19 protein-coding genes are annotated in these 22,270 nt (G+C 68.3%); 18 read left to right on the top strand and 1 reads right to left on the bottom strand.

The window, feature by feature from the left end; genetic code table 11:
• Positions 1–5: 5 nt before the first annotated feature.
• The 17 genes from E3O19_RS14875 (at position 6) to E3O19_RS14955 (ending at position 20,166) form a co-directional block, all read left to right on the top strand.
• Entirely contained in the window at positions 6–1,550 is a 1,545-nt protein-coding gene (locus tag E3O19_RS14875) for a Mur ligase family protein (protein WP_134568863.1), read from the top strand.
• Positions 1,551–2,963 carry a UDP-N-acetylmuramoyl-tripeptide--D-alanyl-D-alanine ligase gene (locus E3O19_RS14880; RefSeq protein WP_134568865.1) on the top strand — a complete coding sequence of 471 codons (1,413 nt, stop codon included), beginning with the start codon at positions 1,551–1,553 and terminating at the stop codon, positions 2,961–2,963. It abuts the gene before it with no gap.
• Positions 2,960–4,060, top strand: a complete 1,101-nt coding sequence (gene mraY / locus E3O19_RS14885) for a phospho-N-acetylmuramoyl-pentapeptide-transferase (protein WP_134568867.1) — start codon at positions 2,960–2,962, stop codon at positions 4,058–4,060. The genes E3O19_RS14880 and mraY overlap by 4 nt, the downstream gene beginning before the upstream one ends.
• Positions 4,036–5,616, top strand: coding sequence for a UDP-N-acetylmuramoyl-L-alanine--D-glutamate ligase (murD, locus tag E3O19_RS14890; RefSeq protein ID WP_134568869.1), 1,581 nt, complete (start codon positions 4,036–4,038; stop codon positions 5,614–5,616). The genes mraY and murD overlap by 25 nt, the downstream gene beginning before the upstream one ends.
• A complete protein-coding gene (gene ftsW, locus E3O19_RS14895) occupies positions 5,585–6,829 on the top strand; it encodes a putative lipid II flippase FtsW (protein WP_241981402.1) in 1,245 nt (414 codons plus the stop codon). Before murD ends, ftsW begins: the two co-directional genes overlap by 32 nt.
• A gap of 7 nt (positions 6,830–6,836) precedes the next feature.
• The gene (locus tag E3O19_RS14900; RefSeq protein WP_134568873.1) at positions 6,837–7,907 is read left to right on the top strand and encodes a UDP-N-acetylglucosamine--N-acetylmuramyl-(pentapeptide) pyrophosphoryl-undecaprenol N-acetylglucosamine transferase; all 1,071 of its coding nucleotides are present in this window, start codon (positions 6,837–6,839) and stop codon (positions 7,905–7,907) included.
• A 122-nt stretch (positions 7,908–8,029) separates the two neighbouring features.
• On the top strand, positions 8,030–9,427 hold the full coding sequence (murC, locus tag E3O19_RS14905) for a UDP-N-acetylmuramate--L-alanine ligase (protein WP_134568941.1): 1,398 nt from the start codon (positions 8,030–8,032) through the stop codon (positions 9,425–9,427).
• 16 nt (positions 9,428–9,443) lie between these two features.
• Positions 9,444–10,583 carry a cell division protein FtsQ/DivIB gene (locus E3O19_RS14910; protein WP_134568875.1) on the top strand — a complete coding sequence of 380 codons (1,140 nt, stop codon included), beginning with the start codon at positions 9,444–9,446 and terminating at the stop codon, positions 10,581–10,583.
• Positions 10,584–10,712: 129 nt separating this feature from the next.
• Complete coding sequence (gene ftsZ, locus E3O19_RS14915; protein WP_134568877.1) at positions 10,713–11,903, top strand: cell division protein FtsZ; 1,191 nt, start codon at positions 10,713–10,715, stop codon at positions 11,901–11,903.
• 16 nt (positions 11,904–11,919) lie between these two features.
• A complete protein-coding gene (locus E3O19_RS14920) occupies positions 11,920–12,627 on the top strand; it encodes a YggS family pyridoxal phosphate-dependent enzyme (RefSeq protein ID WP_134568879.1) in 708 nt (235 codons plus the stop codon).
• 36 nt (positions 12,628–12,663) lie between these two features.
• On the top strand, positions 12,664–13,203 hold the full coding sequence (locus E3O19_RS14925; RefSeq protein WP_134568881.1) for a cell division protein SepF: 540 nt from the start codon (positions 12,664–12,666) through the stop codon (positions 13,201–13,203).
• A gap of 8 nt (positions 13,204–13,211) precedes the next feature.
• Positions 13,212–13,514, top strand: a complete 303-nt coding sequence (locus E3O19_RS14930; protein WP_134568883.1) for a YggT family protein — start codon at positions 13,212–13,214, stop codon at positions 13,512–13,514.
• Between the two features lie 140 nt (positions 13,515–13,654).
• Complete coding sequence (locus E3O19_RS14935; protein WP_134568885.1) at positions 13,655–14,296, top strand: DivIVA domain-containing protein; 642 nt, start codon at positions 13,655–13,657, stop codon at positions 14,294–14,296.
• Positions 14,286–14,873, top strand: a complete 588-nt coding sequence (lspA, locus tag E3O19_RS14940) for a signal peptidase II (protein WP_134568887.1) — start codon at positions 14,286–14,288, stop codon at positions 14,871–14,873. Before E3O19_RS14935 ends, lspA begins: the two co-directional genes overlap by 11 nt.
• Positions 14,874–14,880: 7 nt before the next feature.
• Positions 14,881–15,801, top strand: coding sequence for an RluA family pseudouridine synthase (locus tag E3O19_RS14945; protein ID WP_134568889.1), 921 nt, complete (start codon positions 14,881–14,883; stop codon positions 15,799–15,801).
• A gap of 107 nt (positions 15,802–15,908) precedes the next feature.
• Entirely contained in the window at positions 15,909–19,376 is a 3,468-nt protein-coding gene (gene dnaE, locus E3O19_RS14950; protein WP_134568943.1) for a DNA polymerase III subunit alpha, read from the top strand.
• 22 nt (positions 19,377–19,398) lie between these two features.
• The gene (locus tag E3O19_RS14955) at positions 19,399–20,166 is read left to right on the top strand and encodes a lysophospholipid acyltransferase family protein (RefSeq protein ID WP_134568891.1); all 768 of its coding nucleotides are present in this window, start codon (positions 19,399–19,401) and stop codon (positions 20,164–20,166) included.
• A 92-nt stretch (positions 20,167–20,258) separates the two neighbouring features.
• Here E3O19_RS14955 and E3O19_RS14960 read toward each other — a convergent pair whose 3' ends face one another.
• Positions 20,259–20,762, bottom strand: coding sequence for a flavin reductase family protein (locus E3O19_RS14960; RefSeq protein WP_420898626.1), 504 nt, complete (start codon positions 20,760–20,762; stop codon positions 20,259–20,261).
• A 182-nt stretch (positions 20,763–20,944) separates the two neighbouring features.
• Between E3O19_RS14960 and hisD the strand changes: the two genes are divergently transcribed.
• Complete coding sequence (gene hisD / locus E3O19_RS14965) at positions 20,945–22,264, top strand: histidinol dehydrogenase (protein WP_134568894.1); 1,320 nt, start codon at positions 20,945–20,947, stop codon at positions 22,262–22,264.
• Positions 22,265–22,270: the final 6 nt, after the last annotated feature.

A 22,270-nucleotide genomic window follows, 5' to 3' on the forward strand; every position in this document is an offset into this window, starting at 1 on the left:
GCCCCGTGACCGAATTGGCACCCTCGGCTCTCCGTCCTCAGCATCCGGTCCCGCGATCGTTGTCGGGCCTGGTCGATGAATTTGAACTGTTCCTGCGCGGAGACATCGATGGCTTAGAGGTGACCGGTGTGAGCCTGAGCTCACGCACGGTCCAACCCGGAGACCTGTACGTCGGAGTACCCGGACGCGCCAGTCATGGCGCTGCGTTTGCGGCAGCGGCCAAGGAGGCCGGTGCCGTGGCGATCCTGACCGACGAGGCCGGGGCGCTCCTCGCCGCCGGCAGCGGCCTGCCCATCCTGGTCACCCCGGATGCCCGCGCCGCCCTCGGCGCCGTCGCCGCGTGGATTTACCGCACGGACGAGAACCCGGCTACCCTATTCGCCGTCACCGGGACCAACGGCAAGACCAGCGTCGTCTACCTGCTCTTCGCGATCCTGACCCAGCTGGGCGTCGTCTCCGGGCTCACCTCGACCGCAGAGAGACGAATCGGCGACCTGGCCGTCGTCAGCGCCCTGACCACCCCGGAGGCCACCGAACTGCACGCCCTTCTGGCGCGCATGCGCGAGGCCGAGGTGCGTGCCGTCGCCATCGAGGTCTCCGCCCAGGCGCTGACCCGTCACCGGGTCGACGGCCTCGTCTTCGACGTCGCCGGGTTCACGAACCTCAGCCACGACCACCTCGACGACTACGCCGGCCTGGACGAGTATTTCCAGGCCAAGCTGGAGCTCTTCCAACCCGATCGCTCCCGACGCGGCGTGGTCACGGTGGACTCTGACTGGGGCCGTCGCATCGTCGACGAATGCCGCATCCCGGTCACGACGCTGAGCAGCAAGTCCGATGTCGAGGCCGACTGGCACATGAGCATCGTGTCCGAGAGCGCCCTGTACACGGAGTTCCTGCTCGAGGGTCCGGAGGGCCGCCGCCTGCAAACACGGGTGCCCCTGCTCGGCTGGTTCATGGCCGCCAACGCGGCCCTCGCCATCCTGCTGCTGGTCGAATCCGGCTACGACCTCGAGGCGATCGCGCACACCCTTGACCGTGACGGCGGAATCGACGTGTACATCCCGGGGCGCGCCGAGCGCATCTCCGGCGATCGAGGGCCGCTCGTCTACATCGACTACGGCCACAGCCCCGACGCCTTCCTCAACACCCTCGCCGCGATCCGCAAGTTCACTCCCGGCCGGGTGATCATGGTCTTCGGCGCCGACGGCAACCGCGACACCACGAAGCGGGCCGACATGGGCGCCATCGCCGCCCGGGGAGCTGACGTCGTCGTCGTCACCGACTTCCACCCCCGGTTCGAGGACCCGGCTGCGATCCGCGCCACCCTGCTCACCGCCGCCAGGGAGGCAGTCCCGAACGGCGAGTTCTATGAGGTCGCCGACCCCCACACGGCCTTTCGGAAGGCGCTGTCCCTCGCCGAGGAGGGGGACGCGATCCTCTATGCCGGTCCAGGCCATGAGAATTATCACGAGGTTGCCGGTGTCAAGATCCCGTATTCGGCCCGGGACGACTCCCGCCTGGCACTCCGCGAAGCCGGGTGGTTGTAAGTGATAGCGCTCAGCCTCACCGAAATCACCCAGGCCATCGGCGGCGAACTGCACCTCGGCGGCAGCACGCTCACGCCCGAAACGCTCATCGACGGCGCCGTCAACACCGACTCCCGCGAAATCGGACCGGGGGCTGTCTTCGTGGCGAAACCCGGCGACGTCACCGACGGCCACCTCTTCGCGCCGACCGCCGTCGAACGCGGCGCGGTGCTCCTGATCGTTGAACACCTGCTCGACCTTCCGGTCGCCCAGATCGTGATCCCGGACGCGGTGACCGCCCTCGGCGACCTCGCCACCGCCGTCGTGGCCAGGGCCAGGGCCGCCGGGAACCTCAAGATCATCGGCATCACCGGCTCCAACGGCAAGACCACCACCAAGAACCTGCTCAGGGCCGTGCTCGAACGGGTCGGCCCCACCGTTGCCGCCCGGGAATCCTTCAACAACGAGGTCGGCGCGCCGCTGACCATGCTCGGACTGACCCTGCAGACGCGCTACCTGGTCGCCGAAATGGGCGCCAGCGCGGTCGGCGAAATCGCCCGCCTCATCCGGATGGCCCGGCCCGACATCGGGATCGTGCTCACGGTGGGCCTTGCCCACGCCGGCGAGTTCGGCGGCATCGACGCGACGCTCCGGGCCAAGACCGAGATGGTCACCGACCTGCTCGAAACAGACGTCGCCGTGCTCAACGCCGATGACCCCCGGGTGGCCGGCATGGCGGGGGCGACCAGGGCACGGATCGCCTGGTTCGGCCAGAACGGAACCCAGGGCGTGCGGGCGACCGACGTCGTCGCCTCTGCCTCCGGCACGACCTTCCAGTTGCACCTGGCCTCGGGGGAGAGCCGCCCGGTGGCGTTCCGGGTGCTCGGCGAGCACCACGTCATGAACGCCCTGGCCGCCGCCGCCGCCGCCGAGCTACTCGGCGTGGACATCGACCTGATCGTGTCCGCCCTCGAATCCGTGCACACCGCCGAGCGCTGGCGGATGGAGGTGATGGGCGGCCGAGACGGCGTGACCGTCATCAACGACGCCTACAACGCCAGTCCCGACTCGATGACCGCCGCACTGAAGACACTCGCGCAGATCCGCCGACCCGGCCAGCGAACGATCGCCGTCCTCGGCGAGATGAGCGAGCTCGGCGACCTGGCGGGAGAGGAGCACGACCGGGTGGGACTGCTCGCCGTGCGCCTGAACATCTCGCAGCTCGTCGTGGTCGGGCGGGCCGCACGCCGCATGCATATCAGCACGATCAACGAGGGATCCTGGGACGGTGAATCGGCCTTCGTCGAGACTCCGGACGAAGCGTTCGACCTGCTCCGCAGCACAGTGCGGCCCGGTGACACCGTGCTGGTCAAGTCGTCGAATTCGGCCGGCCTGCGATTCCTCGGCGACCGACTGGGAGAGTTCTTCTCGTGATTGCACTACTAAGCGCCGGCGCGATGTCGCTCGTCTTCACCCTGGCCTTCACGCCGCTCTTCATCCGGCTGTTCAAGAAACTCGGCTGGGGCCAGTTCATCCGTGACGACGGCCCACAGAGCCACCACGCCAAGCGGGGCACCGCCACCATGGGCGGCATCATCATCATCATCGGCACGCTGGCCAGCTACTTCCTGGCCATGTTCATCGCCCACCGGGCTATCCCGGCATCCCCCCTGCTCGTGCTGTTCATGATGGTGGGCCTCGGACTCGTCGGTTTCGTCGACGACTTCCTCAAGACCCGCAACCAGCGCAGCCTCGGGCTCGGCGGCTGGGCGAAGGTGGTCGGCCAGGTCCTTGTTGCCGGCACCTTCGGCTACCTCTCCCTGCAGTTCCCCAACCGGCACGGCCTGACCCCGGCCTCAACCCAGATATCCTTCATCCGGGACCTGCCGCTGGACTTCATGAAGCTCGGCACCGTGATCGGGATCGCCGTCTTCATCGTCTGGATCTGCCTGATCGTCGCGGCCACCTCGAACGGGGTCAACGTGACAGACGGCCTCGACGGCCTCGCCACCGGGTCCTCGATCCTCGCGATCGGCGCCTTCATCGTGATCGGTTTCTGGCAGTCCAACCAGGCCAGGTTCGGCGGGGCGGATGTCGCCGACCTCTACCGCTCCTACGACACCCGCGACCCGCTCGATCTGGCCATCGTCGCGGCGGCCATCGTCGGGGGCCTGATCGGCTTCCTGTGGTGGAACACCTCCCCGGCGAAGATCTTCCTCGGCGACACCGGGTCGCTCGCGATCGGCGGCGCCCTGGCCGCTCTCGCGATCCTCAGCCGCACCGAGCTTCTGCTCGTGCTGCTCGGCGGCATCTTCGTGATCGAAACGGGCTCTGTGATCGTGCAGCGCGCCTACTTCAAGGTGACCCGCGGCAAACGGATCTTCCTGATGAGCCCGATCCACCACCACTTCGAGCTCAAGGGCTGGGCCGAAGTCACCGTCGTCGTCCGGTTCTGGATCATCGGCGGGCTGCTCGTGGCGGCCGGGGTCGGAACGTTCTACCTCGAATGGCTCTCGGCGGTGCCCAATTGAGCCGTCTTGACGATCTGACCAGCTGGCACGCCGACTGGCACGGCCTGAGGGTCGCCGTGCTCGGGCTCGGAGTCACCGGCTTCGCCGCCGCGGACACCCTCGCCGAACTGGGCGCGGACGTGCTCGTCGTGGCCGGCCCGATCACGGCGGGCGGGATTTCCGCCGACCGTGCCAGGCTGCTCGGCGTGATCGGAGTGCGCCTCGTTCAGGCCGACCTGAACGCCGACCCTGATGCAGACCAGGGTGCAGACCCGGCAGCGCTTCGCGACCTGGCCCTGCACCGTCCCGAACTACTGGTCGTCTCGCCCGGTTTCCACCCCGACCACCCGCTCCTCCGCTGGGCCGCCCGGAACGGCATCCCGGTCTGGGGAGACATCGAACTCGCCTGGCGCCTGCGCGACAAGGTCGGTCCTGCCGCCGAGTGGATCCTGGTCACCGGCACCAACGGCAAGACCACGACCGTGCAGCTCACGGCCACCATGCTCGCGGCAGCCGGCCTGCGCGTCGCCCCCTGCGGCAACATCGGCGTGCCCGTGCTCGACGCCGTGCGTGACCCGCAGGGCTGGGACGTGCTTGTCGTGGAACTGTCCAGCTACCAGTTGCACCACCTCTCGCGCGGGGGCCCGGGCATGCTGGTCCCGTGGGCCAGCGTCTGCCTCAACATCGCCGACGACCACCTGGACTGGCACGGTTCGGCCGAGGCCTACCGCGCAGCCAAGGCCACCGTCTACGCGAACACCCGCGTCGCGTGCGTTTACAACAAGGCCGACGCCTCCACGATGCGTATGGTCGAAGACGCCGACGTCGAGGACGGCGCCCGGGCGATCGGGTTCGGTCTCGACGTGCCCGGTCCCAGCGAGCTCGGCATCGTCGACGGCATCCTCTGCGACCGTGCTTTCCACGAGGAACGCTTCGAGACCGCACTCGAGATCACCACCGTGTCCGAGCTGCGCGCGCGCGGACTGGCCGCACATCACCTCCTCGCCGACATCCTCGCCGCTGCCGCGCTCGCCCGCTCCTTCGGCGTGCTGCCCGCGGTCATCCACGACGCCCTCGAGGTCTTCCACCTCGACGCGCATCGGATCGAGGTCGTTGCCGAGTCCGACGGCATCCGCTGGATCGACGATTCGAAGGCCACCAACCCGCACGCCGCCGACGCCTCCCTCGCCGCGTTCGAATCCGTGGTCTGGCTGGTCGGCGGGCTACTCAAGGGCGTCGACATCGATCACCTGGTCGCCAGCCATGTGGGTCACCTCCGCGGGGCCATCATCATCGGCACCGACCGGGAGGCGTTGCGGGACGCATTCCGGCGACACGCGCCCCGGCTCCGCGTTTTCGAGATCAACGCACAGGACACTGGTCAGGTGATGCCGGACGCCGTGCGACTGGCCGCCGACCTCGCCGAACTCGGCGACGTTGTGCTTCTCGCGCCCGCGGCCGCATCCATGGACCAGTTCACCGACTACGCGCAGCGCGGCCGGATGTTCGCAGAAGCCGTACGGGACTACTTGGGAGGTGAGGCGGGTGACGAATCCGCCTCGACTCCGCCCGCCTAGGTCGGTCGCGCCCGCGGCGGCCGGCGACCCGGCCAACGGCTCGTCGGCCCGGATCCACCTCGGCCGGGTGTTCAAGGCCGAGTCCGCGAGCTACTTCCTGCTGCTGGGGACCACGCTGTTCCTTCTCGTCTTCGGGCTCGTCATGGTGCTCTCCTCATCTTCGGTGGACTCCTACCTCGAGAACGCCGGATTTTTCGGGACGGTGCTTCGCCAGGGCGGCTTCGCCCTGGTCGGAGTCCCGCTCCTGCTCGTCGTCAGCCGGCTGCCCCTGCAGTTCTGGCGACGCGTCGCCTGGCCGACCCTCGTGGTCTCCTGCCTGCTGCAGTGCCTGGTCGTCTTCACCCCCCTCGGCATCACCGTGGCCGGGAACACCAACTGGCTCTCCCTCGGCGGAATCCAGTTCCAGCCGTCCGAGGCGATCAAACTGGCGCTCGTGATCTGGCTGGGCATGATCCTGTCCCAGAAGAAGGACAAGCTCGACGACTGGCGCCACGTGTACATACCGGTCTTCGGAGTCGGCGGAGGCGCCGTGCTCCTCGTGCTGATCGGCGGGGACCTCGGCACCGTGATGATCATGGCCGGGATTCTCTTCGGGGCGCTTTTCTTCGCCGGGGTTCGGCTGAGACTGCTGGCCATCCCGCTCGTGATCGGGACCGTGCTGGCCCTGCTCGTCGCGGTCTCGAGCTCCAACCGGATGACCCGGATCCTCAGCTTCCTCGGCACCGGCTGCGACGCGGTGGACGGGACCATCTCCTCGGCCTGCTGGCAGCCGCTGCACGGAACCTGGGCCCTCGCCAACGGCGGCATCTTCGGCGTCGGCCTCGGCAACTCCAAGGCGAAATGGTCGTGGCTGCCCGCCGCGGACAACGACTACATCTTCGCGATCATCGGCGAGGAACTCGGCCTGATCGGCGCCATCGTCGTCCTGTGCATGTTCATCCTGCTCGCCTTCTCGTTCATCCGGATCATGCGCACCAGCCGCAGCCTGCAGGCCAAGGTCTCCACCGCGGCCGTCCTGGTCTGGGTTATCGGCCAGGCCCTGGTCAACATCGGCGTCGTACTCGGGGTGTTCCCCGTGCTCGGCGTGCCGCTGCCGCTCGTCTCGGCCGGCGGCACCGCGCTCCTGTCCACGCTGGTCGCGATCGGGATCGTGCTGTCCTTTGCCCGCGGTGACCACGAGGACGCCGACGCCCAGACTGAAGCGAACGAATGAGCCCCGAGTGACCACCTACCTGCTCGCCGGCGGCGGCACCGCCGGCCACGTCAACCCGCTACTCGCGGTCGCGGACACGATCCGTAGCCGGGAACCCGACGCGATCCTGATCGTGCTGGGAACCAGCGAAGGCCTCGAATCCCGGCTGGTTCCGGCCCGCGGGTACGAACTCGTGATTGTGCCGCGCCTGCCGTTCCCGCGGCGCCCGAACCGGCAGGCCCTCACCTTCCCCGGCCGGCTGAACCGCGCGGTCACCAACCTCACCGACCTGATCCGCGGCCGCCAGGTCGACGTGGTCGTCGGTTTCGGCGGCTACGTCTCCACTCCGGCCTACCTCGCGGCCCGGCGTGCGGGAGTGCCGATCGTCATCCACGAGGCGAATTTCCGGGCCGGCCTGGCCAACCGGCTCGGCGCCCGGTTCACCCGCTTCGTCGGGGTGGCGTTCCCCGGCACGCGGATCCGCCACGCGCAGGTCGTGGGGATGCCGCTCCGCCCCGAAATCGAACGGCTCGACCGTACTGCGGCACGCCCGGAGGCACTCTCGTTCTTCGGCCTCGACCCCGATCGGCCGACCCTGCTCGTCACCGGCGGTTCCCTCGGCGCCCGCCGGCTCAACAACACGGTCCTGCAGTCGGCCCCCGCCCTGATCGCGGCCGGCTGGCAGGTGCTGCACATCACCGGGGAGAGGTCGGAGGTGGCGGACCCTGGTCTGGGCCACTACCGGATGATCGCCTACTGCGACCGGATGGACCTCGCCCTGTCGGTGGCCGACTTCGCCGTCTCCCGGGCCGGGGCAGGCACTGTCTGCGAGCTCAGCGCCCTGGGGATCCCCGCCGTCTACGTGCCCTACCCGGTGGGCAACGGCGAGCAGCGCTTCAACGCCGCCGACGTCGTCAGCGCCGGGGGAGGGATCCTCGTCGACGACGCGGACTTCGTCCCCGAGTGGGTGCGCAGCGAACTGCTGACGGTGCTTTCCGATCGGTCGCGGGTCGTGCGGATGGGCACCGCCGCGGCATCCGTCGGCGGCAGGGACGGGTCGGCACGGATGGTCGACTTCATCCGCAGCGCCCTCGCCTGAGTCGGCCGCCGACCCCGGCCGCCGACCCCGTTCGGCGTCAATCCGGCATTCGGCCGCGGCGGCGCGTAACGTGGTCCCAGCACACCGAGCATTTGTCTCCAACCGAGAAGAGCGCAGCAACCGTGATCAAGCCCGACCTGAACCTCACCATTCCCCAGGACCTCGGAACGGTGCACTTCGTCGGCATCGGCGGGTCGGGGATGAGCGGGATCGCTCGCCTGTTCATCGACGCCGGCCACACCGTGACCGGGTCCGACGTGCGTGAGTCCGATAACGTGCTCGCCCTGCGGAGGCTCGGCGCGCGCATCGCCATCGGGCACGCCGCCGAGAACGTCGGTGCCGCCGACAGCCTTGTCGTCACCGGGGCACTCTGGCAGGACAACCCAGAGTACGTCCTGGCCACGGAGCGCGGCCTCCCCGTGCTGCACCGTTCTCAGGCCCTCGCCTGGCTGATCCAGAAGCACCGCCTGGTCGCCGTCGCCGGCGCGCACGGCAAGACCACCTCGACCGGCATGATCGTCACCGGTCTGCTCGGCACCGGCCAGCACCCCAGCTTCGTCAACGGCGGCGTGATCGAATCACTCGGAGTGTCGGCGGCCAGCGGCACCGACGACCTCTTCATCGTCGAGGCCGACGAATCGGACGGGTCGTTCCTGCTCTACAACACCGCCGTCGCCCTCGTCACCAACGTCGACCCGGACCACCTCGACCACTACGGGTCGCTCGAGGCGTTCGAGGCCGCGTTCGTGGAATTCTCCCAGAAGGCCACCGAGCTCGTCGTCATCTCATCCGACGACGACGGGGCAGTCAGCGTCACCGGAAAGCTCCACGGTAAGCGGGTGATCACCTTCGGCGAGGCCTCGGACGCTGACGTGCGGGTGCACTCCGTCGTCACCGACGGGCCGGTGCGCTTCGGCGTCGCCTGGGCCGGGCAGGACTACTTCGCCACGCTCCGGATCCCCGGCCGGCACAACGCCATCAACGCCGCGGGCGCCTTCGCGGTGCTCGTCGGCCTCGGCTTCGACCCGGCCGCGTCCCTCGCCGCGATCTCAGAATTCGGCGGCACCGAACGCCGGTTCGAACTGCACGGCACCGTCAACGGGGTCAGCGTCTACGACGACTACGCCCACCACCCGACCGAGGTGGCCGCGGCCCTCGCCGCCGCCCGTACCGTGGTCGGCGCGGGGCGCATCATCGCCGTGCACCAGCCGCACCTGTACAGCCGCACCCGGCTCTTCGCCCGCGAATTCGCCGACACCCTCGAAAAGTTCGCGGACCAGACCGTCGTCCTCGGCGTCTACGGCGCCCGCGAAGACCCGGAGCCCGGAGTGACCGGGGCCCTCGTCTCCGAGAAGTTCCACGACCCGGGCCACGTCGCCTACGTGCCGGACTGGCAGGAAGCGGCCGACTACGTCGCCAGGATCGCCCGCGACGGTGATTTCGTCGTCACCCTCGGCTGTGGCGACGTGTACCGCATCGTCCCCCAGCTCCTCGGCTCGCTCGAAGCGGCCCGCGGCTGATGACCCGCACGTCGGCATGAAGCGGCCCCAGGGCTTCGACCAACCCGCGGCCCCCCAGCCCGAACCCACCGGCCAGGCCGCCGCCCGCACTCGAGGCCCCCGGCGAACGACCAAACCCGGGACGATCACACCCGGCCGGACGACCTCCGGTCGCTCCGCATCCGCGCGACCGGCACCCGGACCGGGAGCAGACGCCCCGGCCGCCTCCGACCAGAACTCGACCGAACCGATCGTGCTGCCCGCCCCGGGGGCCAGGCGGATCGCCCCGGTCCGGCCGCTTCGCCGCCCGGCGGAGGCGGTCGAGTCCTCGGGGGCCCCGGTGCCCAGTCGACCTGATGCCCAGGCCGCGCCCGGCCTGACTGTCGGCGCGCCCGCCGAGTTGCAGCTGACCCCGGCCGGCGCCCGCCGGAAGTTCCGTGCGGCCCGCCGGGCCCGCAAGCTGTACGAGCGGGAGGAAGTGCGCCGCTTCACCTGGCGTTCACGCCGCCGTCGCACCATCTGGCTCGTCTGCCTCGGTGTGGCCGCTGCGCTGGCCGGATTCGTGCTGATCGGCGCATATTCGCCGCTGATGGCACTGAAGAACATCGAGGTCGTCGGGGCCGGCCGCGTTTCGTCCACCGAGGTGCAGGCGGCGCTCGGCGAGCAACTGGGCACCCCGCTGCCGCTGGTCGATTTCGCGAAGGTGAAGAAGGAACTCTCCCGGTTCACCCTGATCCGCAGCTACGTCACCGAGAGCCGGCCGCCGGGGACCCTCGTGGTGAGGATCGTCGAGCGCGAGCCGATCGGTGCCGTCGTCACGCCGGCAGGCTTCGACCTCGTCGATGCCGCGGGCGTCGTCATCCAGAGCGGGGCAGAACGGCCGGCGGGGTACGCGACGATCGACGCGCGGGCCGGCGCGAGCAGCACCGGGTTCCAGGCCGCGGCGGCCGTGATCGCCGCGCTGCCGGACGGCATCCGCGGCCAGCTCGATACGGTCACCGCGGCGACGAAGGACGACGTCACCCTCACCCTCATCGGCGGCGCGCGCGTAGTCTGGGGGAGTGCGGAGAAGTCCCAATACAAGGCCGTGGTGCTCGCCGCCCTGGTCGTGAGCCATCCGGTCGGCAGCGTCGGCGAATACGACGTGTCCTCGCCGGACAGCGCCGTTCTGCGCTGACTTTTCGCGACACGCGGGCGCGCATCCCCGAGTGGTGCGAACTGGCGCATAACTTCGAGATCAGGAATTGCATACTCAGCATAACTTTAAACTTCGAGTAAAGGTTTAGAGTTTCACCGGAGGCCGGACGTGTCAACAACAAATCAGAACTACCTCGCAGTCATCAAGGTTGTTGGAATCGGTGGCGGCGGTGTCAACGCCGTCAATCGGATGATCGAACTCGGCCTCCGCGGGGTCGAATTCATCGCCATTAATACGGATGCCCAGGCCCTGTTGATGAGCGACGCCGACGTCAAGCTCGACGTCGGTCGCGACCTCACCCGCGGGCTCGGCGCCGGAGCGGACCCCGAGGTGGGCCGTCGCGCCGCCGAGGACCACGCCGAGGAGATCGAAGAGGCGCTCGCCGGCGCGGACATGGTGTTCGTCACGGCCGGTGAGGGCGGCGGAACCGGAACCGGCGGCGCCCCCGTCGTCGCCCGAATCGCCAAGTCCATCGGCGCGCTCACCATCGGTGTCGTCACCAAGCCGTTCGGCTTCGAGGGCAAGCGCCGCCAGGCCCAGGCGGAAGCCGGCGTCGCCTCGCTCAAGAACGAGGTTGACACCCTCATCGTCGTGCCGAACGACCGGCTGCTGGAAATCAGCGACCGCGGGATCAGCATGCTCGAGGCGTTCGCCACGGCCGACCAGGTGCTCCTCGCCGGTGTGCAGGGCATCACCGACCTGATCACCACTCCCGGCCTGATCAACCTCGACTTCGCCGACGTCAAGTCGGTCATGCAGGGCGCCGGCTCCGCGCTCATGGGCATCGGCTCGTCCCGTGGCGCCGACCGCGCCATCAAGGCCGCGGAGCTCGCCGTCGCCTCCCCGCTGCTCGAGGCCTCGATCGACGGTGCGCACGGTGTGCTCCTGTCGATCCAGGGTGGTTCCAACCTCGGCATCTTCGAGATCAACGACGCCGCCCGGCTCGTGCAGGAGGCCGTTCACCCGGAGGCCAACATCATCTTCGGCGCGGTCATCGACGACACCCTCGGCGACGAGGTGCGGGTCACTGTCATCGCCGCGGGCTTCGACGGCGGCGAGCCCGGTGCCAAGGCGGTCGAGGTCCGCCGCGCCGACCTGGTCGCGGCAGGCGTGGCAGCCGGCGTGAACTCGTCGGCCGGCGGGGCATCCGTCGGCTCCGGCAATGACTCGGCCCAGTACAACGTCGACGAGGCAGCCGGTTCCTCGGTCTGGTCCGGGGTCGAGCCTGGCGCGGCCGTGGCCGACCCGGCCTTCGAGGAAGACCCGGACGACCTGGACATCCCGGACTTCCTCAAGTAAGGGGACGGCGCAGCAGATGAACGACCCGGCTGCAGCTTCCGGGGGACCGGCCGTGCCGGACCTCCGGGAACGCGTCGCCCTGGTGCGCGGCCGTGTCGACGCGGCCGCGGCCTCCGCCGGGCGCGACCCCGGTGAGATCACCACCATCGTCGTCACCAAGTTCCACCCCTTCTCGCTGATCGAGGAGCTCGCCGGACTGGGCGTGCGCGATGTCGGCGAGAACCGGCACCAGGAGGCCCAGGCCAAGTCCGCGGCGCTGGCTTCACTCGGCCTGAACTGGCACTTCGTGGGCCAGGTCCAGGGCAAGAAGGCCAGGCAGGTACGGGCATACGCGGCGGTCATCCACTCCGTCGATCGTTCCTCCCTGGTCGATGCCCTGGCATCCGACGAGTCCACGGTGGACTGCTTCGTGCAGGTGAACCTCACGGACGACCCAGCCCGCGGCGGCGTGCAGCCCCAGGAATTGGACGCCCTCGTCGAGCGGGTGCAGGCCACCAACGGGCTGCGGCTCCTCGGCCTGATGGCCGTGGCTCCACTCGGCGCCGAACCCCGCCGGGCGTTCGCCCGTGTGCGCGAGCTCGGCGAGCAGGTCGGACGCGCTGCGCCGGGAGCGAATCACCTCTCGATGGGGATGTCGCAGGACTACCCGGAGGCAATCGCCGAAGGGGCGACACACCTGCGAATTGGCACGGCAATCACCGGGAATCGCCCGGTACTCGGTTAATCTGAGAACGTAAGAATCATCAATCCGGAGGTCGAGATGTCCAACCCGCTCAAGAAAACCATGGTTTACCTGGGCCTGGCAGACGAAGAACTGGAATACGAGGCGCCTGCGGCCGCCCCGGCCGCCAATTCGAACTCCGCTGTGGCGCACTCCGCCGCTCCGAAATCCGCCGCGCCCCACACCGCCGCCGGGGGGTCGTCGCACTCCGGCGCCACTCACGGTTCGGCCGGCCGCGCACCGGTGACGCCGCTGCGCAAGACCTCCACTCCCAAGAATGTGGCTGCCTCAGAAATGAATGAAATCCTCACGGTCCACCCGCGCCAGTACAAAGACGCCCAGACGATCGCCGAGTCCTTCCGAGACGGGATCCCCGTCATCATCAACCTGTCCCAGATGAGCGATGCGGATGCCCGGCGACTGATTGACTTCGCCAGCGGTCTGTCCCAGGGCCTGTACGGCAAGATCGAGCGCGTCACAGCCAAGGTGTTCCTGCTGTCGCCGTCGCACGTCGTTGTCTCCGGGGACAATGCGGGCGAAGAGCCCGACGCCGAGGCGTCGTTCTTCGCGCAGTCGTAAACCTCCCCGTGTTCGTCGTTTCACTGCTTGGCACGGTCGCCTACTACGCGCTGCTGCTCTATTTCTTCATCATGTGGGGCCGATTCATCCTCGACCTGGTCCGCAGCGTCAATCGCGCCTGGCGTCCGACGGGATTCCTGCTCGTGCTCGTGGAGCTGGTCTACTCGGTCACCGACCCGCCCGTGCGCTTCTTCCGCCGGATCATTCCCCCGCTCCGCCTCGGTCCGATCGCGTTCGATTTCGGCTGGAGCCTGACCATGCTCTGCGTCATTGTGGGAATGTGGATCGCCGGGGCGCTCGTCCGGGTCTAAATACCTCCCACCGTGGTCAAGGCATGTATTCTGGACCGGTGGCGCGCCGGGCCGACGCGGAGCGACATGGGTCGGTCCTTGGTACGTTGGTAGAACTCAATCAGAATGTTCGCAAACTCAAGTTTTAAGGGTGGAAAGCCATGGCGCTAACTCCGGAAGATGTAGTCAACAAGAGGTTCCAGTCGACGAAGTTCCGTGAAGGATACGATCAGGACGAAGTAGACGACTTCCTCGATGAGGTCGTCGTTGAGCTTCGTCGCCTCACCGCGGAGAACGAGGAGCTACGGGCTCGCGTTTCCGCCGGTGGCGGAACGGCAGAGCCCGTTGTCCTGGCCGAGGTCGTCAAGGCCCCTGAGGTTGCCGCAGAGCCCACCCCGGCTCCGGTCGTCCCGGTTGCTGCCGCGGTCGCCGAGCCGGTCGACGAGACCGCCGGCACCACCAACCTGCTCCAGCTGGCTCGCCGCCTGCACGAGGAGCACGTCAAGGAGGGTGTCGAAAAGCGCGACGCCCTCATCGCGGAAGGCCACGCCACCGCGGCCCGTTTGGTCGCAGAGGCCGAGGCCAAGCAGCGCGCCCAGATCAACGCCCTGGACCAGGAGCGTTCGGTCCTCGAGAACAAGATCGAAGACCTGCGCACGTTCGAGCGTGAATACCGCCAGAAGCTGAAGAGCTACATCGAGAGCCAGCTTCGCGACCTCGACGCCAACTCCCCGGTCGGCGCGAACGCCGGCAGCGACTCGGGCAACGCTCCGAAGCCGAGCTTCCAGGGCTTTGGCGCCTAAGGACGGAGCGAAGAAGCGCTCCAGCGCGCTCATCGTTCTGGCCCTCGTCGCGCTGGGCGTCTACGCACTGGACCAACTCAGCAAGTACCTTGTCGTCACCGGTCTCTCCGAGGGTGACACCGTCCGGGTTCTGAATGATGTGCTGCAATTGCATTTCGTGCGGAACCCGGGCGCTGCGTTTTCCCTCGCAACCGGGATGACCTGGATCTTCTCCATCATCGCGGTCGCCGTTGTGGTGTTCATCGTCTGGTTCGCCGGGCGGATCCGCTCGCTCGCCTGGGGGCTGGTCTTCGGGCTATTGCTGGGTGGTGTGCTCGGAAACCTGACGGACCGCCTGCTTCGGGAGCCGTCGTTCGGCCTCGGGCATGTGGTGGACTTCATCTCGACTCCCTGGCTGATCCCGGCCATCTACAACGTCGCCGACATGTCGATCGTAACGAGCATGATCATCTTCATGTGGCTCACCATCCGGGGAGTCGGCCTTGACGGCCGCCGGGGACCTGCCCCGGAGGCTACAGCCGCCGAGGCCGCAGCCCCGGACGCCCCTGCTCCGACCCCCACCCAGTTAGCACCCTGAAACACCCATGGAAACACGTTCTCTTCCCCTTCCCGACGGCCTTGACGGCGTCCGCGTCGACGCCGGCATCGCCAAGCTGTTCGGGTTCTCCCGCAGCTTCGCGGCCGAGGTCGCCGAGGCGGGCGGGGTAGCGCTGAACGGTGCCGTCGTCGGCAAGTCCGACCGGCTGCACGGCGGAGCCTGGCTCGAGGTCAACTGGCAGCCGCGCGAGGCGCTCACCATCGTGCCGATCCCGGTGCCGAACCTGTCGATCGTGCACGACGACGAGAGCATCGTCGTCATCAACAAACCGCCCGGTGTCGCCGCGCACCCCAGCGTGGGGTGGACCGGGCCGACCGTGCTCGGGGCGCTCTCCGCGGCGGGCTACCGGATCGCGACCTCCGGCGCCGCCGAACGCGCCGGCATCGTGCACCGGCTGGACGTCGGCACCAGCGGACTGATGGTGGTTGCCAAGTCGGAGGCGGCCTACACCGCCCTCAAGCGGGCCTTCCACGACCGGGAGGTCGAGAAGATCTACCACGCGGTCGTCCAGGGGCACCCTGACCCGCTCGCCGGCACCATCGACGCCCCCCTCGGGCGCCACCCTCGCTCGGACTGGAAGTTCGCCGTGGTCGCCGGCGGCAAGGACTCGATCACCCACTACGAAACGCTCGAGGCATTCCGGTCCGCGTCGCTCCTCGAGGTGCACCTGGAGACCGGACGCACCCACCAGATCCGGGTGCACATGGCCGCCCAGCGGCATCCGTGCGTCGGCGACGCCATGTACGGGGCAGACCCGTCGATCACCGCCCGGCTCGGGCTCACCCGGCAGTGGCTGCACGCGAAGCAACTCGCCTTCCACCACCCCGACACCCGGGAGTGGGTCACCTTCACCGCCGATTACCCGGCTGACCTCGCGCACGCGCTCGACGTGCTGCGTGACGCCTAGCCTGCAGCGACCAATCTCAACACCTCGGAGCCGTTTTGTCCCCTCAGAACAAGTCGGGTGAATCGACGGATTCGTTCGTCCACCTGCATGTGCACAGTGAGTACTCGATGCTCGACGGCGCGGCGCGGGTCAAGCCGCTGATCACCGCAGCCGCCCAGCAGGGGATGCCCGCCGTCGCGATCACCGACCACGGCAACGTGTTCGGTGCGTTCGATTTCTGGCGCACCGCCACCGAGGCCGGCATCAAACCGATCATCGGCACCGAGGCGTACATCACCCCCGGCACCGACCGGCGGGACAAGACCCGGGTGCGGTGGGGCACGAACGGGCAGAACCGCGACGACGTCGGTGGTGCCGGCTCGTACACGCACATGACGCTGCTCTCCGAGACCACCGCCGGCATGCACAACCTGTTCCGGCTTTCGTCGAAGGCCAGCCTCGAAGGCTACTATTTCAAGCCCCGGATGGACCGGGAGTTACTCTCGGAGTTCTCCGCCGGGCTGATCGGAACGACCGGCTGCGTCGGCGGCGAGGTGCAGACCCGCCTGCGCCTCGGACAGTACGAGGAGGCCAAGAAGGCCGCCGGCGACTTCCAGGACATCTTCGGCAAGGAGAACTTCTTCTGCGAGATCATGGACCACGGCATCGACATCGAGCGCCGCACCATGACCGACCTGCTCAAGCTCGCGGGCGAACTGAAACTCCCGCTCGTGGCCAGCAACGATCTGCACTACACCCACGCCCATGACGCGACCGCCCATGCGGCCCTGCTCTGCGTGCAGTCGGCCTCGACCCTCGACGACCCGAACCGTTTCAAATTCGATTCCGACGAGTTCTACCTCAAGACCGCCGCGCAGATGCGTCACATCTTTCGCGATCACCCGGAATCCTGCGACAACACCCTGCTCATCGCCGAGCGCTGCCAGGTGGAGTTCAACACCCAGGCCAACTACATGCCCAGGTTTCCCTGCCCGGAGGGAGAGAACGAGGAGAGCTGGTTCGTCAAGGAGAACGAGATCGGGCTGGCGAAGCGCTACCCGAACGGCATCCCGGCGGACGTGCGCAAACGCGCCGACTATGAGATCGGCATCATCATTCAGATGGGCTTCCCCGGCTACTTCCTCGTCGTGGCCGACTTCATCATGTGGGCCAAGCAGCAGGGAATCCGGGTCGGACCCGGCCGTGGCTCCGGCGCCGGATCCATGGTGGCCTACGCAATGGGCATCACCGATCTCGACCCCCTAGTGCACGGCCTGATCTTCGAGCGGTTCCTGAACCCCGACCGCGTCTCCATGCCCGACTTCGACGTGGACTTCGACGAGCGCCGCCGCGGCGAGGTCATCCACTATGTCACCGAAAAATACGGTGAGGAGCGCGTCGCCCAGATCGTCACCTACGGCACCATCAAGGCCAAGCAGGCTCTGAAGGACGCGTCCCGGGTGCTGGGGTTCCCGTTCGGCATGGGCGACAAGCTCACCAAGGCCATGCCGCCGGCGATCATGGGTAAGGACGTGCCTCTCACCGGCATGTTCGACAAGGACCACCCGCGCTACCGCGAGGCGGCCGACTTCCGCGCCGTGATCGAGTCCGATCCAGAGGCCCGCACCGTCTTCGACACGGCCCTCGGACTGGAAAACCTCAAGCGCCAGTGGGGAGTGCATGCCGCGGGCGTGATCATGAGCTCCGACCCGCTGATCGACATCATCCCGATCATGAAGCGTGAAGCGGATGGCCAGGTCGTCACGCAGTTCGACTATCCGGCTTCCGAGGCCCTCGGCCTGATCAAGATGGACTTCCTCGGGCTGCGCAACCTCACAATCATCGACGACACCCTCGACAACATCGCGGTGAACCGCGGGCACCGACCCGTGCTCGAAGAGCTTGGACTGGACGACCCGGCCGCGTACGAACTGCTCGCCCGCGGCGACACGTTGGGCGTGTTCCAACTCGATGGTGGGCCGATGCGCTCGTTGCTCAGGCTGATGAAGCCCGACAACTTCGAAGACATCTCCGCCGTCATCGCGTTGTACCGGCCGGGGCCCATGGGGGCTAACTCGCACACCAACTACGCGCTGCGGAAGACCGGCCAGCAGGAGATCATCCCGATCCACCCTGAGCTCGAGGAGGCGCTCCGGGACGTCATCGGCACCACCTACGGCCTGATCGTGTACCAGGAGCAGGTCATGTCGATCGCGCAGAAGCTGGCCGGGTTCTCCCTTGGCCAGGCCGACCTGCTGCGCCGGGCCATGGGCAAGAAGAAGAAGTCGGAACTGGACAAGCAGTTCGAGGGCTTCTCCGGCGGGATGAAGGCCAACGGCTACTCGATGGACGCGGTGAAGACGGTCTGGGACATCCTGCTGCCGTTCTCCGACTACGCCTTCAACAAGGCGCACTCGGCCGCCTACGGGGTGCTCTCCTACTGGACCGCGTACCTCAAGGCCAAGTACCCGGCCGAGTACATGGCGGCCCTGCTCACCAGCGTCGGCGACTCCCGCGACAAGCTGGCCCTCTACCTGAACGAGTGCCGGAGGATGGGCATCCAGGTTCTGCCGCCCGACGTGAACGAGTCGATCGGCTACTTCGCGGCCGTCGGCACCGACATCAGGTTCGGGATGGGGGCGGTGCGCAACGTCGGCTTCAACGTCGTCGACGCCATCCGGCTGACTCGCAAGGATCAGGGACGATTCGAGTCGTTCCACGATTTCCTGCGCAAGGTGCCGATCCAGGTTGCCAACAAGCGCACCATCGAATCCCTGGTCAAGGCCGGCGCCTTCGACTCCCTCGGCGCGACCCGGCGCGGCATGGTGGAGATCCACGAGGCAGCGGTCGAATCAGCGGTCAAGATCAAGCGCGATGAAGAGCACGGAATGATCGGCTTCGACTTCGACAGTCTGTTCGACGACCCGCAGGAAACCGAACAGGTCCCCGACCGCCCGGAGTGGAGCAAGAAGGAGAAACTCGCCTTCGAACGCGACATGCTCGGCCTCTACGTCTCCGACCACCCGCTGGCGGGGCTCGAAATCCCGCTGGCCAAGCACGCCAGCACCACCATCGTCGACCTGATGGCCTCCGACCAGACCCAGGACGCCGACACCGTCACCATCGCCGGCCTGATCACGAGCGTGCAGCATCGGATCGCGAAGAAGTCCGGCAACCAGTACGGCATCATCCAGGTCGAGGACTTCGGCGGGGAGATTGCCGTCATGTTCATGGGCAAGGCGTACCAGGAGTTCGCCCAGGACCTGATCAGTGACTCGATCGTGGTCGTGCGAGGCCGGGTGAGCATGCGCGACGATGGGATGAACCTGCACGCGTACAGCATCTTCGCCCCCGAGCTGGGCCAGGTCTCCGACGCAGGGCCGCTGGCCATCACCGTGGCCGAGGCCCGGGCGACGACCGAGACGGTCACCGCGCTGGGCGAGGTGCTCGGCCGGCACGGCGGCAGCTCGGAGGTGAGGCTCAAACTCGTCAAGGGCACGACAGCGCGGGTGTTCGAGCTGCCGTTCCGGATCACGATCAGCGCCGACCTGTTCGGGGAACTCAAGAGCCTGCTCGGGCCGTCCTGCCTGACCTGACGCCGGGTTGTAGCCTTGATCCATGACAAGGCGCGCCAGGGAACCGATCTACAGCACGGCCATCGGGGCAGGGCGGGCCGTGTTCGGCCTGCTGCGCCTCAAGCCCTCGGTCACCGGGCTCGCCAACCTCCCGGACACCGGGGGAGCGGTCCTGGCGATCACCCACTTCGGCTACGCGGACTTCGCGCTCGTCGAGTGGATGACCTGGCACCGGAACCGGCGCCACATCCGTTTCCTGGCTAAGAAGGGCGCCTTCGACCAGCCGCTCGTCGGCCCGCTGCTGCGAGGGATGCGCCACATCTGCGTCGATATGAAGGCCGGCGCGGCCGCCTACGCCGAGGCAGTCGCAGCATTGCGCACCGGTGAAGTGCTGGGCGTGTTCCCGGAGGGCGGCGTGAACGCATCCTTCACGGTGAGGTCGCTCAAAACGGGGGCCATCCGGATGGCGGCGGAGGCGGGGGTCCCCGTCGTGCCGATCGCGGTCTGGGGCGGCCACCGCCTGCTCACCAAGAACCACAAGTCGTCGCTGCGGGATGCCCTCCGGGCGCCGATCGGGTTCGCCATCGGCGAGCCGATCCAGGTGCCGTCCGACGCGGATGCGCAGCAGCTCACCCTCCGCCTGCACGAGACCCTGCAGGCCCTCGTCGACGGCCTGCAGGAACGCTACCCGGAGGACGGCACCGGGGCATGGTGGCAGCCGCAGCACCTGGGCGGCAGTGCGCCGACCCCGGAGGAGGCCGCGATCGTGGAGGCGGAGCGCCGCCGGCTGCGCGAACTTCCGCCGGTCTAGTCCGCCGGTCTAGTCCGCCGATCTAGTCCGCCGGTCCAGTTCGCCGGTCCGTTTCTCCTCGACGCCTGGCACCAGCCGGGCGCCGGCCAGGTTCAGACCTCGGCGCCCGGCACCCGGTAGGCGCGCTCGTGGTAGAGCAGGGCGTCGTCATTCTCGCCCATGCCGCCCGCTTCGATCTGCACGACGACGACAGCACTGTTGTGCACGAGCACCCGGTCGACGATCCGACCGACCATCCACGACGTCACCCCGGTGAGCACGGGCAGCCCATGCGGGCCGGGCGCCCAATGCTCGCCGACGAAACGCTGTGCCTGCGGCCCTGACAGCGTCTGGGCGAGGGCCCGGTTACGCGCGCCGAGGATGTGGATGACCACCCGGTCGTTCCAGGCGATGGCGGGCCAGGTGCTGGCAGAGCGCGCCATGTTGAACGTGGCCAGCGGCGGCACGGACGACAGCGACGCCAGGGAGGTGGCGGTGAACCCGACCGGTGAGCCGTCTGGGCGCAGCGACGTGATGACCGCGACCCCGGCGGCATGGCGGCGGAACGCGTGTTTGAAGGCCGCGAGGTCTTCTGGTGCGTTCGGGTCGCCGTCCAAGGCAGGCGCGGCCGTGTCAAGCGGTGTGGCGAGTGGTGTGGCGAGTGGTGTGGCGATTGGTGTGGCGGATGTCATTGCGGGTGTCTCATGTGCCTCGGTGTCGTTCATAATGTGTGAATCAAGCTCCTCGACCGCCAGCCTATTCCCGTGTCGAGGCAGGTTGGTCGCTAGGCTGGTCGGAGATGATCCAGACCATTGACCTTCGGGGCACCAGGCCCACTCCGTCCGAACTGCTGGCCGCCGTCCCCCGCGCGGCAACAAGTGTGACCGTCGCCAGCGACGTCGCAGCCGCGTTGATCGAAGACGTGCGAGCCAGGGGAGAGGTCGCGCTGCTGGACCAAGCCGAACGCCTGGACCGGGTCCGTCCCGCCCACGTCCGGGTCCCGGCCAGCGAGATCGCGGAGGCCATTGCCGGACTCGACCCCGTCGTGCGCACAGCCATCGACGAGACGATCCGCCGAGTGCGGATCGCAAGCGCCGCGCAGGTCCCCCCGCTGGTCACCACCACGATCGCCGACGGGGCCGTCATCACCCAGCGCTGGCAGCCGGTCAACCGGGTCGGGCTCTACGTTCCCGCAGGGAAGGCCGTCTACCCGTCCAGCGTCGTCATGAACGTCGTGCCGGCGCAAGTCGCCGGAGTCTCGTCGCTTGCGCTGGCCTCGCCGCCGCAGAGCGACCACGATGGTCGGGTGCACCCCACGATCCTCGCCGTCGCCGGGCTGCTCGGCGTTCACGAGATCTACGCGATGGGCGGTGCCGGCGCCGTCGGCGCCTTCGCCTACGGCGTCCCCGGGCTCGGCCTCGACCCGGTCCAGCTCGTCACGGGCCCCGGCAATGTCTATGTCGCAGCCGCCAAACGCCTCGTCCGCGGGGTCACCGGGATCGACTCCGAAGCCGGGCCCACCGACATCCTGGTGATCGCGGATGCCGCGGCCGACTCGCGGCTGGTGGCGGCGGACCTCGTCAGCCAGGCCGAACATGACGAGCTGGCGGCGGCCGTGCTCGTCACCGATTCCGCCGCGCTGGCGGATGCCGTGTCCGCCCGCCTGGCCGAACTGGCCACGACCACCACCCACAGCGTGCGGGTGACCGCCGCGCTCTCCGGACGCCAGTCCGCGATCGTGCTTGTCGATGACCTGACCGCGGCCGCCGCGTTCAGCAACGCGTTCGGACCCGAGCACCTGGAAATCCAGACCCTGGACCCGCAGGCCGTACTCGCCATGATCGACAACGCGGGGGCCATCTTCCTCGGCGCCTACTCGCCGGTCAGCCTGGGCGACTATGTCGCGGGTTCGAACCACGTGCTGCCGACCGGCGGCCAGGCTCGCTTCTCCTCCGGGCTGGGCGCGTACACCTTCCTCCGGCCGCAACAGGTCGTCGACTACAGCCGCGATGCGCTGCTCGCGGTCGCCGGCCACATCGCGGCCCTCTCCGCGGCCGAGGCCCTCCCGGCCCACGGCGACGCGGTCACGGCCCGGTTCAGCGCCGACGCGGAGGGGTAGGCTAGG

The organism is Cryobacterium algoritolerans (assembly GCF_004402785.1).
In the GTDB taxonomy this organism is placed as follows: Bacteria; Actinomycetota; Actinomycetes; order Actinomycetales; family Microbacteriaceae; genus Cryobacterium; species Cryobacterium algoritolerans.

Coding starts and splice junctions, on each gene's coding strand:
- hisD (WP_134568894.1), top strand. CDS start 20,945: ATGATCCAGACCATTGACCTTCGGGGCACCAGGCCCACTCCGTCCGAA.
- E3O19_RS14945 (WP_134568889.1), top strand. CDS start 14,881: ATGGAAACACGTTCTCTTCCCCTTCCCGACGGCCTTGACGGCGTCCGC.
- E3O19_RS14925 (WP_134568881.1), top strand. CDS start 12,664: ATGTCCAACCCGCTCAAGAAAACCATGGTTTACCTGGGCCTGGCAGAC.
- E3O19_RS14935 (WP_134568885.1), top strand. CDS start 13,655: ATGGCGCTAACTCCGGAAGATGTAGTCAACAAGAGGTTCCAGTCGACG.
- E3O19_RS14955 (WP_134568891.1), top strand. CDS start 19,399: ATGACAAGGCGCGCCAGGGAACCGATCTACAGCACGGCCATCGGGGCA.
- murD (WP_134568869.1), top strand. CDS start 4,036: ATGGCTCTCGGCGGTGCCCAATTGAGCCGTCTTGACGATCTGACCAGC.
- dnaE (WP_134568943.1), top strand. CDS start 15,909: ATGCTCGACGGCGCGGCGCGGGTCAAGCCGCTGATCACCGCAGCCGCC.
- E3O19_RS14920 (WP_134568879.1), top strand. CDS start 11,920: ATGAACGACCCGGCTGCAGCTTCCGGGGGACCGGCCGTGCCGGACCTC.
- E3O19_RS14910 (WP_134568875.1), top strand. CDS start 9,444: ATGAAGCGGCCCCAGGGCTTCGACCAACCCGCGGCCCCCCAGCCCGAA.